This is a genomic window from Escherichia sp. TW14182, assembly GCF_000208525.1.
GTDB classification, from domain to species: domain Bacteria; phylum Pseudomonadota; class Gammaproteobacteria; order Enterobacterales; family Enterobacteriaceae; genus Escherichia; species Escherichia ruysiae.
The window spans coordinates 1-15,992 of the sequence record NZ_AEJZ01000321.1 but is presented as its reverse complement, the minus strand read 5'-3'; the positions used below and the strand labels follow the sequence as shown (position 1 = coordinate 15,992).

The window sequence follows — 15,992 nt, the reverse complement described above, 5'->3', positions numbered from 1 at the left end:
GGCGTGAACGCCTTATCCGGCCTACAAAATAGCGTAAATTAAATAGATTGCACTATCCTCGTAGGCCTGATAAGCGTAGCGCATCAGGCAGTCATAAGTAAAAAGGGCGATCTTCCGACCGCCCTTTTTCTTATTTAATATGTTTACGCGTTTTTCAGAACTTCGCTAACAATCTCGACTGCTTCTTTCTCGATCTGCTTGCGATGTTCTTCACCGAGGAAGCTTTCGCAGTAGATCTTGTATGCGTCTTCCGTGCCTGACGGACGCGCGGCGAACCAGCCGTTGTCAGTCATCACTTTCAGACCGCCAATAGAAGCACCGTTGCCCGGAGCAGCAGTCAGGCGCGCGGTAATTGGGTCACCTGCCAGAGTGCTGGCGCTCACCATTTCCGGAGACAGCTTAGACAGCGCCGCTTTTTGTGCGGAAGTCGCAGCTGCCTGCAAGCGGTTGTAGCTCGGCGCACCAAAGCGTTTCGCCAGTTCGTTGTAGTGTTCCTGCGGGTTCTTACCGGTGACTGCGGTAATTTCCGCAGCCAGCAGACACATGATGATGCCGTCTTTATCGGTTGACCACGGCGTACCGTCGAAACGCAGGAAGGAAGCCCCCGCGCTCTCTTCGCCGCCAAAGCCGAAGCTACCGTCGAACAGACCATCAACAAACCATTTGAAGCCTACCGGTACTTCTACCAGCTTGCGCCCCAAATCGTTGACCACACGGTCGATCATCGCAGAAGAAACCAGCGTTTTACCCACGGCAACATCTTTACCCCACTGCGGACGATGCTGGAACAGGTAGTTGATTGCCACCGCCAGGTAGTGGTTCGGATTCATCAAACCTGCCGGAGTGACGATGCCGTGACGGTCATAATCCGGGTCGTTAGCAAACGCCAGATCGAACTTATCACGCAGTGCCAGCAGGCCCGCCATCGCACACTCAGAAGAGCAGTCCATACGGATCGCGCCGTCTTTATCGAGGTGCATAAAGCGGAAGGTTTGATCGACCTGATCGTTAACGATGGTCAGGTTGAGGTTGTAATATTCGCCAATGCGCTTCCAGTATTCGATACCGGAACCGCCCAGCGGATCAACGCCCAGCGTCAGGCCAGCTTTCTGAATCGCCGCCATATCAACGATATCCGCCAGACCTTCCACAAACGGCTGCACCAGATCCTGCTCTTTCACATGACCGGATGCCATCGCTTCGTCGAGGGAGATACGCTTCACGCCTTTCAGGCCATCAGCCAGCAGTGCGTTAGCTCTGTCTTCCACCACTTTAGTGACGTTGGTATCAGCCGGGCCACCATTTGGCGGGTTGTATTTGATACCACCATCTTCCGGCGGGTTATGGGACGGCGTAATCACGATACCATCTGCCAGCGGGCCACCTTTTTTGTTGTGAACCAGAATGGCATTGGAAACGGCAGGCGTCGGAGTGAAGCCATTGTTTTCCTGCACAATAACGTCTACACCGTTCGCTGCCAGCACTTCCAGTACGGAAATGAACGCAGGTTCGGACAGGGCGTGAGTATCTTTACCCACATAGCAAGGGCCAGTGATGCCGTTTTTCGCACGTTCTTCAGCAATTGCCTGAGCGATCGCCAGAATGTGCGGCTCGTTAAAGCTGTGGCGCGCTGCACTGCCACGGTGACCGGAAGTACCGAATTTCACCGCATGCTCCGCATTCCCTGCTTCTGGTTTCAGTACATAATATTGCGCCGTCAGTTGGGCGACGTTAATCAAATCACTCTGTTGTGCAGGTTGACCTGCACGATTGTGGATTGCCATTGCTTTGTCCTTTATCTGCAACGTTTTAGATAGTTCCGCAAACCTTCTCAATCAATTCCGCCGGGAATTGCATCGACTGCATGATGTGTTCGATCATGCTGCATTTACGGCCGGTGTTAGTGTTGGTGATCACCCAATACGGCGTGCCTGGCACATGTTTCGGCTTGGTCTGATTACCATTTTTCAGCAGCGTTTGTTCATCTGCCGCAAAGTAAACGCGCGTGCGACCATGCAACGATTCCGTTGCCTCGGCAAATGCCTGAGCGTCAAGAGAATATAGTGTAGACAACAGCAGCATAAAGCGGTTGACCGCGCGCTTCTGCTCTGCGTATTCATCGGAAAGCAGAAGTTCACGCATTGCGCGTACTTTGTCTTTAATCGTTTTGATCGGCTTCGCTTCGACGATAGCAGGCGACGCAATGCGAACCTCTTTCGTCACCGGAGCAGCAGGCTGTGATGCGGCGGAAAATTTCAACATGCGCCGTAAAATGTCGGATGCGCTCTCGCCGATATGCTTAGTGTGGCTGGCAATATAGCTGTAGAGTTCATCATCAACTTCAATCGTTTTCATCTTAATCCAGTGCGGTGTCTTAGCTGAATACAAGTCGCCAGGAGTATATGAATAAATCCCGGCAGCGGATAGCGTCAAGCCTGGCTTGCAGAAAAACTCGGATTAAACCTTATTTGTTGCAGCCCTGTGGCACAATGGTCAACATAATACCCTAACCCGACTTCGCGAAAAAAAGAACTTTGCCATGAAATTGAATATCCGCGCGCAATCTGCACAAAACCAGCATAATAATTCTCCCATCGTCCTCGTCCACGGTTTGTTTGGTAGTCTCGACAACCTCGGCGTTCTGGCGCGCGACCTGGTGAGCGACCACAATATTATCCAGGTCGATATGCGTAACCACGGACTTTCACCGCGCGATCCTGTGATGAACTATCCAGCAATGGCGCAAGATCTGCTGGATACGCTGGATGCACAACAGATCGAAAAAGCGACGTTTATCGGTCACTCTATGGGCGGTAAAGCCGTTATGGCGCTAACTGCACTGGCCCCCGATCGCATCGATAAACTGGTGGCGATCGATATTGCGCCGGTTGATTATCACGTGCGTCGTCATGATGAGATTTTCGCCGCCATCAACGCCGTCAGCGAATCCAGCGCGCAAACGCGACAGCAGGCAGCAACGGTGATGCGCCAACATCTGAATGAAGAAGGGGTGATTCAGTTTCTGCTGAAATCTTACGTTGATGGTGAATGGCGTTTTAACGTGCCAGTGTTGTGGGATCAGTATCCGCATATTGTTGGCTGGGAGAAAATCCCGGCATGGGATCACCCTGCCCTGTTTATCCCCGGCGGTAATTCACCGTATGTCACTGAACAATATCGTGATGATTTACTGGCGCAATTCCCGCAGGCACGGGCGCATGTGATTGCGGGTGCGGGTCACTGGGTACACGCCGAAAAACCTGATGCGGTACTGCGCGCCATCCGTCGCTATCTCAATGATTAACGCAACTGATTAAAAACCCAGCGTCCGCGTCGCTTTCCGCGCGTGGGCGTTGGCGTGACTCATCGCGCTGATGTATTATGGCGCGCTATCCATCCGGGCAGACGCCCGGCTGATTGTTTCCCCCGAAGTCACCAAGATCATGGCCAAAGAACAAACGGACCGTACGACATTAGATCTGTTCGCGCACGAGCGTCGACCGGGACGACCGAAAACCAATCCGCTTTCGCGCGATGAACAGCTGCGTATTAATAAACGCAACCAGCTAAAACGCGACAAAGTACGTGGTCTTAAGCGCGTCGAACTGAAGCTGAACGCGGAAGCTGTCGAGGCGCTGAATGAGCTGGCAGAGTCGCGCAATATGAGCCGTAGCGAACTGATCGAAGAGATTTTGATGCAGCAGTTGGCGGCACTGCGTAGTCAGGGCATCGTTTAAATTTCCACTTTCATGTAGCACAGTGTGCAGTCCTGCCCGTTTGCTGATTCCGCAAGACTGCCTGTTCTGCTATGATTGCCTTTATCCGTGGGCAATTTGCCCCCCCCATTTCAATAAGTTTCAAGAGGTTATTTCACTCATGGCTATCACTGGCATCTTTTTCGGCAGCGACACCGGTAATACCGAAAATATCGCAAAAATGATTCAAAAACAGCTTGGTAAAGACGTTGCCGATGTCCATGACATTGCAAAAAGCAGCAAAGAAGATCTGGAAACTTATGACATTCTGCTGCTGGGTATCCCAACCTGGTATTACGGCGAAGCGCAGTGTGACTGGGACGACTTCTTCCCGACTCTCGAAGAGATTGATTTCAATGGTAAACTGGTTGCCCTGTTTGGCTGTGGCGACCAGGAAGATTACGCCGAATATTTCTGTGATGCATTAGGCACTATCCGTGACATCATCGAACCGCGCGGCGCGACTATCGTGGGTCACTGGCCAACTGCGGGCTACCATTTCGAAGCATCAAAAGGTCTGGCAGATGACGATCACTTTGTCGGCCTGGCTATTGACGAAGACCGTCAGCCGGAACTGACCGCTGAACGCGTGGAAAAATGGGTTAAGCAAATTTCTGAAGAGCTGCATCTCGACGAAATTATCAACGCCTGATGTGATGCGGTGTAGGCTAATGTCTACGCCGTATTAATAGATAATGCCAATCAAAATAATTGCTACAAATTTGTAACTTTTGCCGTAGTACCTGTACAATGTTCCAGTATTGAAGTGGCCTTGCCGATGTAAATGTAAGCTAAGCCACGTTTTTATTAACAATATTTGCCAGGGACTTGTAGTTTTCATTTAGGCGTGGCAATTCTATAATGATACGCATTATCTCAAGAGCAAATTCTGTCACTTCTCCTAATGAAGTGAACCGCTTAGTAACAGGACAGATTCCGCATGACTGATAACAATACCGCCCTAAAGAAAGCTGGCCTGAAAGTAACGCTTCCTCGTTTAAAAATCCTGGAAGTTCTTCAGGAGCCGGACAACCATCACGTCAGTGCGGAAGATTTATATAAACGTCTGATCGATATGGGTGAAGAAATTGGTCTGGCTACGGTATATCGCGTACTGAACCAGTTTGACGATGCCGGTATCGTCACCCGCCACAATTTTGAAGGCGGTAAATCCGTATTTGAACTGACCCAGCAACATCATCACGATCACCTGATCTGCCTCGACTGCGGCAAGGTTATTGAATTTAGTGATGAATCTATCGAAGCGCGTCAGCGTGAAATCGCCGCGAAACATGGTATTCGCCTGACTAACCATAGTCTCTATCTTTACGGTCACTGCGCCGAAGGCGATTGCCGCGAAGATGAGCACGCGCACGAAGGCAAATAAGTCAGCCTGAACGAGAAAAGCCAACCTGCGGGTTGGCTTTTTTATACCAGGGAAATAAGAACAAGCGAGAGTTACAGCCCTCGCTTTTTTTGTTTTTACTGCGTAGCGTTATTACTGCGAATTTCCTGCCAGACTTTATCGCAATCGGCTTTCACTGCCTGGTCGTTACCGGTTTGCGTTGCGCGCAGACACTGCTGATAATCCAGTACCCGCACACTTTCCTGGTCGGCAAACTGCTGATGTTGTTTCTCTTTCTTCAGCACGTTTAACACGCTCTGGCAGGCCTCAATTTTTTCCGGCGAGCCTTGTGCTGTGTTGATGCAGGCGCTGTAAGCTTCTTTCAGACGACTGTCTTCCTGTGGCGCGGTTGATTGCGCACAAGCCACCAGCCCCGATGCCATCATGGCGATGAGAATCAGTTTTTTCATAGCAAATTCCTCAAACGCGCGGCAGGCGAAATGCCTGCCGCGTCGGGCATCAGAAGATAGTGAACGGCGCGATAACCATGAATTTCACGTCACGCTCATCCTGGAAGATGTTGCCGTAACCGCCACCCCAGCTTGGGATGTCGGAGTGGTTGTCGTATTCGGTGAAATGCAGTTTGAACATCGTGCCCTTGGCGCGACCGTCCTGAATGGTGTAGACCGCATCCAGACTGTAAGCAGACTCTTCGATAGTCCGGTTTTTGTCGTAGTACGCATCCGGATTGCTCTGCCATGTCGCTGGTTTGGCATCCCATGCATAAACGTAGGAAGCGCCGATGGCGAAGCCGGGAAGATTCCAGTTTTTCAGGTCATACATCGCACCGAAGAAGACCGCTTTTTCGCCGTTGGCGTTAAAGTCAGAGCGGTTATCCCACCAGATATCCAGGCGACCGTTCGAGGAAGCGTAGGTTGGGGTCATACGTTGCAGGAAGTATCCCTGCTGACCATCGGCTTTAACCCAGGTGCCTTCGAGGCGCAAATCCACTACGTCAGCCGCCCGGTAGCCAAAGGTCAACGCCTGCAGCCAGGCGGTGCCGTCATAAAGATCGTTGACGCTGCGATCGTCAACTTTGTCGCGCGTACCGTAGAACTGGTAGCTGGTGGTTAACGGGCTACCGGCGATATCAAATTTATAGCTGGCTTTGGCAAAATATTGATCGATATACCCTTCCGCCTGACCAAACGCCGCTTCCAGTACGAAGTTATTTTTGAAGTCGTACTTCGCCCCGAGGGAGTGCAGATAATCAACTTTGGTGGTTTTATCGTTCTGATAAAACTCATCCATTTCCAGATGCCACGGCGCTTTGTATTCGTTGGTCCACATGTAGGAGAAACTCAACGCACCGGCATCGCCGTAATCAAAATTCGCCCCGGCTTCCGCACCCTGATAAGTACCCGGCATAAAGCTCCAGTGCGGCGCTAACAGCGTCTGACCGGTTGGCTGAATATAACCAGCCCTCGCCCACGCCGGACCGTATTTAAATTTAGCCGCTGCTTTATACAGGCTTATACCGCTTTTATCGCCGGACCAGTCTTCGTCATAGGCTTTATTACTTTTTGAAAACGCGATTTCGTTCGGGTGAGAGCTGTCGCCGTTTTCTGCCATTTCAATCGCCGTAAATGCGGCAATATCAAGGCCGAACATATCAGCAGCATAACCAGACTGAAAATCGAGGTTGGCGTTCCAGGTGGAGTGAGAAAGGTTGGTTTTGTATTTGTCACCGTCGGTAACATCTTTACGGTCGCGTTCACGCTGCCAGTAATAGATACCGCCGGTTAAGGTTGAATCGTCGATGAATCCTTCGGCGCGAGCCTCCGGCATTGCCATAAAGCCCGACATTGCTGTAACACCGGCGATAGCCAGCGCCAGCGTACTACGTTTGCCACTAAACGCACGCATGGGTTAATCCTCTTTGACGTATAAATTGCTGCACCACAGGTGAACAGCGAAAAAAATAAAAATTAAAAAAGTAGCGTTGAGAAAAGTCTCGCTGACTACAGGAACAGACTATTTTTCGCGACGCGAATTATCAATCTCTTTCTGTAACGAGAATGTAAGAACATGAGCAACCGCACATATTTTGATGATTTTTGTTACAGGATTTAAGTTTGCAGCAGAAGAGTTTGTAGAAGAAAAAATATGTGGCTTTCCAGTAGGATGAAAGCGGTTACATTTTATTTAATTATGATTTGTGTTTTTAAATTTATTTTACGGATAAATTGCGAAGCGGAATTAATTCGCGATGATAAGCAGAAAAAACGCCGCAGAGCGCGGCGTTTGGGATTTTTGTATGTTTCATGCCGGATGTGGCGTAAACGCCTTATCCGGCCTACAAAACCACGCAAATTCAATACATTGCAGAGTTCACGTAGGTCTGATAAGCGTAGCGCATCAGGCAATTTAGCGTTTGAGACTGTTTGTGTGTTTCTTGCAGGATGCGGCATTTACGCCGCATCCTGCATGGTGAAACTTAAAATTACTCACCAACCTTCGCCCAGGTATCACGCAGCCCAACGGTGCGGTTAAATACCGGTTTTTCCGCCGTAGAATGGCGGCTGTCGAGGCAGAAGTAACCTTCACGCTCAAACTGGAACGCTTTACCCGCTACCGCGTCTTTCAGAGACGGTTCAGCAAAGCCCTGTTTGATGACCAGCGATTCCGGGTTAATCACCGACAGGAAATCATCCGCAGCGCCTGGATTCGGCACGCTGAACAGGCGATCGTACAGGCGGATTTCAACCGGCAGCGCATGTGCCGCGCTTACCCAGTGAATAACGCCTTTGACTTTACGACCATCCGCCGGATCTTTGCTTAAGGTGTCGGCATCGTAAGTACAGAAGATGGTGGTGATATTGCCTTCGGCATCTTTCTCCACACGTTCCGCTTTAATGACGTAAGCATTACGCAGACGCACTTCTTTACCCAGCACCAGACGTTTGTACTGCTTGTTAGCTTCTTCACGGAAATCGGCGCGATCGATCCAAATCTCACCGCTAAACGGCACCTGACGGCTACCCATTTCCGGTTTGTTCGGATGGTTCGGCATGGTGACCATTTCGCCTTCGCCCTGATAGTTTTCGATAACCAGTTTCACTGGATCGATAACCGCCATAGCGCGCGGGGCGTTTTCGTTGAGATCTTCACGAATACAGGATTCCAGAGATGCCATCTCAATGGTGTTGTCCTGTTTGGTCACGCCGATGCGTTTGCAGAACTCACGAATAGAAGCCGCAGTGTAACCACGACGACGCAGACCAGAAATGGTCGGCATACGCGGATCGTCCCAGCCTTCTACGTGCTTGTCGGTCACCAACTGGTTCAGCTTACGCTTGGACATCACGGTGTATTCCAGATTCAGGCGCGAGAATTCGTACTGGCGCGGATGAACAGGAATGGTGATGTTGTCCAGAACCCAGTCGTACAGACGACGGTTGTCCTGGAACTCCAGCGTACACAGAGAGTGCGTAATGCCTTCCAGCGCATCGCTGATGCAGTGGGTGAAGTCGTACATCGGGTAGATGCACCACTTGTTGCCGGTCTGGTGGTGTTCAGCAAATTTAATGCGGTACAGCACCGGATCGCGCATCACGATAAACGGCGAAGCCATGTCGATTTTCGCACGCAGGCAGGCTTTACCTTCTTCAAAACCGCCGGTACGCATTTTTTCGAACAGCGCCAGGTTCTCTTCAACGCTGCGGTCGCGGTACGGACTGTTTTTACCCGGCTGCGTCAGGGTGCCACGGTATTCGCGGATCTGTTCCGGCGTCAGTTCATCGACATACGCCAGGCCTTTATTGATCAATTCGATCGCATAGGCATGGAGCTGATCAAAATAGTCGGAGGAGTAACGAACGTTACCAGACCAGTGAAAACCTAACCATTCAACGTCGTTTTTGATCGACTCTACGTACTCGATATCTTCTTTTACCGGGTTAGTGTCGTCGAAACGCAGGTTGCACTGGCCTTTATAGTCCTGAGCGATCCCGAAGTTCAGGCAGATAGATTTCGCATGACCAATATGCAGATATCCATTTGGTTCTGGCGGGAAACGGGTGTGTACTGTGGTGTGCTTGCCACTGGCCAGATCTTCATCAATGATCTGACGAATAAAGTTAGTCGGGCGGGCTTCTGCCTCACTCATCGTGGATTCCTCAAAGCGTAAACAACGTATAACGGCGTATGATCTTATAAGCGGGACAGGCTGACAACTGTTAGTTAGAGAAAATAGAAAATCTCACTGAGATTATGGGGATGATTGATGAAAAAAAAAGCGGCGAAGATGATATCCGCCGCTTTTGCCACTCCTGTGTCATTGTTGGATGCGACGCTGGTGCGTCTTATCCAACCTGGACTGAGCTTTTGTAGGCCTGATAAGACGCGTCAAGCGTCGCATCAGGCATGAAATAGATTACTTTTTGATTTCATACAGCGGCGTTTGACCCGCCACAACATGACCCTGGGCTTTAATGATCAGACCGCTGAAATCGTCGATATTGCTGCAAACCACCGGGCTAATCATCGAACGAGCGTTAGCATTCAGGTAATCCAGATCCATTTCCAGAATCGGTTGCCCTGCACTTACCTGCGCCCCCTCTTCCACCAAACGCTTAAAGCCTTTACCTTCCAGCGCCACGGTGTCGATACCCATGTGGACGACGATCTCCGCGCCTTTTTCGGTTTCCAGGCAGAATGCGTGGTTGGTGTTGAAGATTTTTACGATAGTCCCTGCGGCTGGTGATACAACGATTTTATCCGTCGGTTTCACCGCCACACCGTCGCCCACCGCTTTGCTGGCGAACGCTTCGTCTGGCACCTGATCCAGTGCGACAACATCACCAGTAATCGGCGATACCAGCTCAGCGATAGACACTGCATTTGGTACAGCCTGTGGTTTTGCTGCCGGCGCGGCAGTTGCCGGAGCCGTTTCAGCAGAAGCAGCAGCTACCGGGCCACGAGCAACGACTTTCTTCATCGCATCACCGATAGATTCCGCTTTCGCACCAACAATCACCTGGATGGTCTGTTTGTTCAGTTTCACCACCCCAGAAGCACCCAGACGTTTACACATCGCATCGTTGACGTGGGCTGAGTCACCCACCGTCAGGCGCAGACGGGTAATACAGGCGTCAATCGCTTTCAGGTTGTCGCTACCGCCAACCGCAGCAATATAGTTGGTCGCCAGTTGAGTCAGACCTTCTTCAGTGTTGCTGTTGGCTTCTTCAGTAACAATTTCGTCTTCTTTATCTTCACGGCCTGGCGTTTTCAGGTTGAACATGCGGATAACTGCACTGAATACCACAAAGTAGATAACGAAGAAGATAACGCCCATCACCAGCAGCATCCAGACGTTCTGGCTGGCTGCCGGCAGGTTATACATCAACGCATAGTCGATGGCGCCCGCAGAGAAAGAGAAGCCCGCGTGAATACCCAGCAGCGTTGCCACAAACAGGCTGATACCGGTCAACAGTGCGTGCAGGAGGTACAGCAGCGGCGCAAGGAACATGAACAGGAATTCCAGCGGCTCGGTAACACCAGTCAGGAACGCGGTGATAGCAACGGAAAGCAGCATCCCGCCAACCATCGGACGACGCTCTTTCGGTGCTGCGAAGTACATCGCCAGTGCCGCACCCGGCAGACCAAACATCATGATCGGGAAGAAGCCGGACATGAACATCCCTGCAGTGCCGTCACCGGCATAGAAGCGGTTGATGTCGCCGTGGAAAACCGTCCCTGCCGCGTTGGTAAATTCACCAATCTGGAACCAGGCAATGGTGTTCAGCACCTGATGCAGACCAGTTGGGATCAGCAGACGGTTGATGAAACCAAAGATACCGGAACCCAGCGCGCCCGCAGAAACGATCCATTCACCACCAGCATGAATAGCGTGCTGCACCGGTGGCCAGACATAACCAAAAATAGCCGCCAATACCAGGCAGAAGAAGCCTGTGGCAATCGGCACAAAACGTTTACCACCGAAGAAGCTCAGGAAGTCCGGCAGTTTAATATCGGACCAGCGGTTATAGGCTGCACCACCGACCAGACCGGTAATGATACCCGCCAGTACACCCATGTTGATTTCCGGGTTGATGGTCACCATCGCTTTGGTTAACACAAAGTAACCTACCGCACCTGCCAGCGCCGCCGCACCTGCGCTGTCTTTGGACCAGCTGGATGCCACGCCGATGGCGAAGATTAATGCGAGGTTATCAAAAATCGCGCCGCCCGCCTGGGCAATAAACGCAACGTTAAGTAAATCTGGCTGACCGAATCGCAGCAACAGTGCCGCCACCGGCAGTACTGCGATAGGGAGCTGTAACGCCCTACCGAGTCGCTGAAAAAACCCTAAAATATTCATCTTATTCCCCCTACGAGAACCCTATTTGGCTCGTTTAAAGCCGTTTTTTATTTTGCTGCAAACTGTACTGCCGATGTTCTGTAATCATATTGTTAGATCATCTGCTACAGAGTGTGTAAAAAATTAATTCGTACCGCAAATTAAACGCGTGTCTTTTGTGAGTTTTGTCACCAAATATCGTTATCATTACTCCCTTTTACTGGCTAAACCAGAAAACTTATTTTATCATTCAAAAAATCAGGTCGGATTGACGCCTCTCTGCGCAAATCCAGGTTACGCTTAAAGATGCCTAATCCGCCAACGGCTTACATTTTACTTATTGAGGTGAATAATGAGACTGATCCCCCTGACTACCGCTGAACAGGTCGGCAAATGGGCTGCTCGCCATATCGTTAATCGTATCAACGCGTTCAAACCGACTGCCGATCGTCCGTTCGTGCTCGGTCTGCCGACCGGCGGCACACCAATGACCACCTATAAAGCGTTAGTCGAAATGCATAAAGCAGGCCAGGTCAGCTTTAAGCACGTTGTCACCTTCAACATGGATGAATATGTCGGTCTGCCAAAAGAGCATCCGGAAAGCTACTACAGCTTTATGCACCGTAACTTCTTCGATCACGTTGATATTCCAGCAGAAAATATCAACCTTCTCAACGGTAACGCCCCGGATATCGACGCCGAGTGCCGCCAGTATGAAGAAAAAATCCGCTCTTACGGTAAAATTCATCTGTTTATGGGCGGCGTAGGTAACGACGGTCACATCGCATTTAACGAACCAGCCTCCTCCCTGGCTTCTCGCACCCGTATCAAAACCCTGACTCATGACACTCGCGTTGCTAACTCTCGTTTCTTTGATAACGATGTCAATCAGGTGCCAAAATATGCTCTGACTGTCGGTGTTGGTACATTGCTGGATGCCGAAGAAGTGATGATTCTGGTTCTGGGTAGCCAGAAAGCACTGGCGCTGCAAGCCGCAGTTGAAGGTTGCGTTAACCATATGTGGACCATCAGCTGTCTGCAACTGCATCCGAAAGCGATCATGGTGTGCGATGAACCTTCCACCATGGAGCTGAAAGTTAAGACTTTAAGATATTTCAATGAATTAGAAGCAGAAAATATCAAAGGTCTGTAATTGTTATCCCTGCCCTGACACCTTGCTCAGGGCAATATTATTTTTAAAATCGGGGGTCGGAATGTATGCATTAACCCAGGGCCGGATCTTTACCGGTCACGAATTTCTTGATGACCACGCGGTTGTTATCGCTGATGGCCTGATTAAAAGTGTCTGTCCGGTAGCGGAACTGCCGCCAGAGATTGAACAACGTTCACTGAACGGAGCCATTCTCTCCCCCGGTTTTATTGATGTGCAGTTAAACGGCTGCGGCGGCGTACAGTTCAACGATACTGCGGAAGCGGTAAGCGTTGAAACGCTGGAAATCATGCAAAAAGCCAATGAGAAATCTGGCTGTACTAACTATCTGCCAACGCTTATCACCACCAGCGATGACCTGATGAAACAGGGTGTGCGCGTAATGCGTGAGTACCTGGCAAACCATCCGAACCAGGCGCTAGGTTTGCATCTGGAAGGTCCGTGGCTGAACCTGGTGAAAAAAGGCACTCATAACCCGAACTTCGTGCGTAAACCCGATGCTGCGCTGGTTGATTTCCTGTGCGAAAACGCTGATGTGATTACTAAAGTTACCCTGGCACCGGAAATGGTTCCTGCGGAAGTGATCAGCAAACTGGCAAATGCCGGGATTGTAGTTTCTGCCGGTCACTCCAACGCAACACTGAAAGAAGCGAAAGCCGGTTTCCGCGCAGGGATTACCTTTGCCACCCATCTGTACAACGCGATGCCGTATATTACCGGTCGCGAGCCAGGTCTGGCGGGCGCGATCCTCGATGACGCCGACATTTATTGCGGTATTATTGCCGATGGCTTGCACGTTGATTACGCTAACATCCGCAACGCCAAGCGTCTGAAAGGCGACAAACTGTGTCTGGTCACCGACGCTACTGCACCAGCAGGCGCCAATATTGAACAGTTCATTTTTGCGGGTAAAACAATATACTACCGCAACGGACTTTGTGTGGATGAAAATGGTACGTTAAGCGGTTCATCCTTAACCATGATTGAAGGCGTGCGTAATCTGGTCGAACATTGCGGTATCGCACTGGATGAAGTTTTGCGTATGGCGACGCTCTACCCGGCACGTGCAATTGGCGTTGAAAAACGTCTCGGCACGCTCGCCGCAGGCAAAGTGGCCAACCTGACCGCATTCACACCTGATTTTAAAATCACTAAGACCATCGTTAATGGTAACGAGGTCGTAACTCAATAAGAGAAAGTATGACACCAGGCGGACAAGCTCAGATAGGTAATGTTGATCTCGTAAAACAGCTTAACAGCGCGGCGGTTTATCGCCTGATTGACCAGTTCGGGCCAATCTCGCGAATTCAGATTGCTGAGCAAAGCCAGCTTGCCCCCGCCAGCGTAACCAAAATTACACGTCAGCTTATCGAGCGCGGGCTGATCAAAGAAGTCGATCAGCAGGCCTCCACCGGAGGCCGCCGCGCTATCTCCATCGTCACTGAAACTCGTAATTTCCACGCTATCGGCGTACGACTTGGTCGTCACGATGCCACCATCACCCTGTTTGATCTCAGTAGCAAAGTGCTGGCAGAAGAACATTACCCGCTGCCTGAACGAACCCAGCAGACGCTGGAACATGCCCTGCTGAATGCCATTGCTCAGTTTATTGATAGCTACCAGCGCAAACTGCGCGAGCTGATCGCGATTTCCGTGATCCTGCCTGGGCTTGTTGACCCGGACAGCGGCAAAATTCATTACATGCCGCATATTCAGGTGGAAAACTGGGGGCTGGTAGAAGCACTGGAAGAGCGTTTTAAAGTGACCTGTTTTGTCGGCCACGATATCCGTAGTCTGGCGCTGGCAGAGCACTACTTCGGTGCAAGTCAGGATTGCGAAGACTCCATTCTGGTGCGCGTGCATCGCGGAACGGGGGCTGGAATCATCTCTAACGGGCGCATTTTTATCGGCCGCAACGGCAACGTCGGTGAAATTGGTCATATTCAGGTTGAACCGCTGGGAGAACGCTGCCACTGTGGCAACTTCGGCTGCCTGGAAACTATCGCTGCCAACGCTGCCATTGAACAACGGGTGTTGAATTTATTAAAGCAGGGCTACCAGAGCCGTGTGCCACTGGACGACTGCACCATCAAAACTATCTGCAAAGCCGCGAACAAAGGTGACGGTCTGGCGTCGGAAGTGATTGAGTATGTCGGTCGTCATCTGGGTAAAACCATCGCCATTGCTATCAACTTATTTAATCCGCAAAAAATTGTTATTGCCGGTGAAATCACCGAAGCCGATAAAGTGCTGCTCCCTGCTATTGAAAGCTGCATTAATACCCAGGCGCTGAAGGCGTTTCGTACTAATCTGCCGGTGGTACGTTCTGAGCTGGACCACCGCTCGGCAATCGGTGCTTTTGCGCTGGTAAAACGCGCCATGCTCAACGGTATTTTGCTCCAGCATTTGCTGGAAAATTAATGTGCTTTTATAGTGGCGCTTATTGTTGTCAATATTCTGGGTAGTCCATGACCATTAAAAATGTAATTTGCGATATCGACGGCGTGCTGATGCACGATAACGTCGCCGTACCGGGTGCAGCGGAATTTTTGCACGGGATTATGGATAAAGGCCTGCCGCTGGTGTTGCTGACCAACTATCCTTCGCAGACCGGGCAAGATCTGGCGAACCGCTTTGCCACTGCCGGTGTCGATGTGCCGGATAGCGTGTTTTATACCTCTGCGATGGCGACCGCCGATTTCCTGCGTCGCCAGGAAGGCAAGAAAGCGTATGTGGTGGGCGAAGGTGCACTGATTCATGAACTGTACAAAGCTGGTTTCACTATTACCGATGTGAACCCTGATTTTGTGATTGTTGGCGAAACGCGTTCCTACAACTGGGACATGATGCATAAAGCAGCCTATTTCGTCGCTAACGGTGCACGCTTTATCGCCACCAACCCGGACACCCACGGGCGCGGTTTTTATCCGGCCTGTGGCGCGTTGTGTGCAGGGATTGAGAAAATCTCCGGGCGCAAACCGTTCTATGTTGGTAAGCCCAGCCCGTGGATCATCCGCGCAGCATTAAACAAAATGCAGGCGCATTCGGAAGAAACGGTGATTGTCGGCGATAACTTGCGTACCGACATTCTGGCGGGCTTCCAGGCAGGTCTGGAAACGATTCTTGTGCTTTCTGGTGTTTCGTCGCTCGACGATATCGACAGTATGCCGTTCCGCCCCAGCTGGATTTACCCGTCGGTCGCTGAAATCGACGTTATCTGAATACCACCCACGTCTGCGGACGTGGGTGGCTCTGATGACAAACGCCAAACTGCCTGATGCGCTACGCTTATCAGGCCTACGCAGCTCCTGCAATACATTGAATTTTCATGCTTTTGTAGGCCGGATAAGGCGTTCACGC

General features: G+C 50.9%; 15 protein-coding genes. 9 read left to right on the top strand and 6 right to left on the bottom strand.

The features are described from left to right. Nucleotides 1–143: 143 nt before the first annotated feature. Nucleotides 144–1,784 carry a phosphoglucomutase (alpha-D-glucose-1,6-bisphosphate-dependent) gene (gene pgm, locus EQY_RS0120940; RefSeq protein WP_001297249.1) on the bottom strand — a complete coding sequence of 547 codons (1,641 nt, stop codon included), beginning with the start codon at nt 1,782–1,784 and terminating at the stop codon, nt 144–146. A gap of 25 nt (nt 1,785–1,809) precedes the next feature. Beyond that, the gene (gene seqA, locus EQY_RS0120935) at nt 1,810–2,355 is read right to left on the bottom strand and encodes a replication initiation negative regulator SeqA (RefSeq protein WP_001515978.1); all 546 of its coding nucleotides are present in this window, start codon (nt 2,353–2,355) and stop codon (nt 1,810–1,812) included. A gap of 184 nt (nt 2,356–2,539) precedes the next feature. Between seqA and ybfF the strand changes: the two genes are divergently transcribed. The 5 genes from ybfF to fur all read left to right on the top strand — a co-directional run bounded on the left by ybfF (nt 2,540) and on the right by fur (nt 5,142). Next, on the top strand, nt 2,540–3,304 hold the full coding sequence (ybfF, locus tag EQY_RS0120930; RefSeq protein WP_000773260.1) for an esterase: 765 nt from the start codon (nt 2,540–2,542) through the stop codon (nt 3,302–3,304). 139 nt (nt 3,305–3,443) lie between these two features. Beyond that, nucleotides 3,444–3,737: a LexA regulated protein gene (ybfE, locus tag EQY_RS0120925; protein WP_024165168.1), complete on the top strand. Its 294-nt coding sequence runs from the start codon at nt 3,444–3,446 to the stop codon at nt 3,735–3,737. Between the two features lie 139 nt (nt 3,738–3,876). Continuing rightward, complete coding sequence (fldA, locus tag EQY_RS0120920; RefSeq protein ID WP_024212687.1) at nt 3,877–4,407, top strand: flavodoxin FldA; 531 nt, start codon at nt 3,877–3,879, stop codon at nt 4,405–4,407. A gap of 209 nt (nt 4,408–4,616) precedes the next feature. Next, nucleotides 4,617–4,703 (top strand): fur leader peptide, encoded by an 87-nt coding sequence (gene uof, locus EQY_RS0120910; protein WP_001695552.1) that lies wholly within the window; start codon nt 4,617–4,619, stop codon nt 4,701–4,703. After that, nucleotides 4,696–5,142 (top strand): ferric iron uptake transcriptional regulator, encoded by a 447-nt coding sequence (fur, locus tag EQY_RS0120905; protein ID WP_000131706.1) that lies wholly within the window; start codon nt 4,696–4,698, stop codon nt 5,140–5,142. Before uof ends, fur begins: the two co-directional genes overlap by 8 nt. 95 nt (nt 5,143–5,237) lie before the next feature. Here fur and EQY_RS0120900 read toward each other — a convergent pair whose 3' ends face one another. From EQY_RS0120900 to nagE, 4 genes are all read right to left on the bottom strand, one after another. Continuing rightward, entirely contained in the window at nt 5,238–5,570 is a 333-nt protein-coding gene (locus EQY_RS0120900) for a ChiQ/YbfN family lipoprotein (RefSeq protein ID WP_000733591.1), read from the bottom strand. A gap of 49 nt (nt 5,571–5,619) precedes the next feature. Further along, entirely contained in the window at nt 5,620–7,026 is a 1,407-nt protein-coding gene (gene chiP / locus EQY_RS0120895) for a chitoporin ChiP (RefSeq protein ID WP_001201188.1), read from the bottom strand. 577 nt (nt 7,027–7,603) lie between these two features. Beyond that, nucleotides 7,604–9,268, bottom strand: coding sequence for a glutamine--tRNA ligase (glnS, locus tag EQY_RS0120890; protein ID WP_001287167.1), 1,665 nt, complete (start codon nt 9,266–9,268; stop codon nt 7,604–7,606). A 267-nt stretch (nt 9,269–9,535) separates the two neighbouring features. Further along, complete coding sequence (nagE, locus tag EQY_RS0120885; protein ID WP_001023089.1) at nt 9,536–11,482, bottom strand: PTS N-acetyl glucosamine transporter subunit IIABC; 1,947 nt, start codon at nt 11,480–11,482, stop codon at nt 9,536–9,538. Nucleotides 11,483–11,813: 331 nt separating this feature from the next. Between nagE and nagB the strand changes: the two genes are divergently transcribed. The 4 genes from nagB to nagD all read left to right on the top strand — a co-directional run bounded on the left by nagB (nt 11,814) and on the right by nagD (nt 15,853). After that, nucleotides 11,814–12,614: a glucosamine-6-phosphate deaminase gene (gene nagB, locus EQY_RS0120880; protein WP_001237072.1), complete on the top strand. Its 801-nt coding sequence runs from the start codon at nt 11,814–11,816 to the stop codon at nt 12,612–12,614. Between the two features lie 61 nt (nt 12,615–12,675). After that, complete coding sequence (gene nagA, locus EQY_RS0120875; RefSeq protein ID WP_000271146.1) at nt 12,676–13,824, top strand: N-acetylglucosamine-6-phosphate deacetylase; 1,149 nt, start codon at nt 12,676–12,678, stop codon at nt 13,822–13,824. An 8-nt stretch (nt 13,825–13,832) separates the two neighbouring features. After that, complete coding sequence (nagC, locus tag EQY_RS0120870; protein WP_000187570.1) at nt 13,833–15,053, top strand: DNA-binding transcriptional regulator NagC; 1,221 nt, start codon at nt 13,833–13,835, stop codon at nt 15,051–15,053. Nucleotides 15,054–15,100: 47 nt separating this feature from the next. Then, nucleotides 15,101–15,853 (top strand): ribonucleotide monophosphatase NagD, encoded by a 753-nt coding sequence (gene nagD / locus EQY_RS0120865; RefSeq protein WP_000153129.1) that lies wholly within the window; start codon nt 15,101–15,103, stop codon nt 15,851–15,853. The last annotated feature ends 139 nt before the right edge of the window (nt 15,854–15,992 follow it).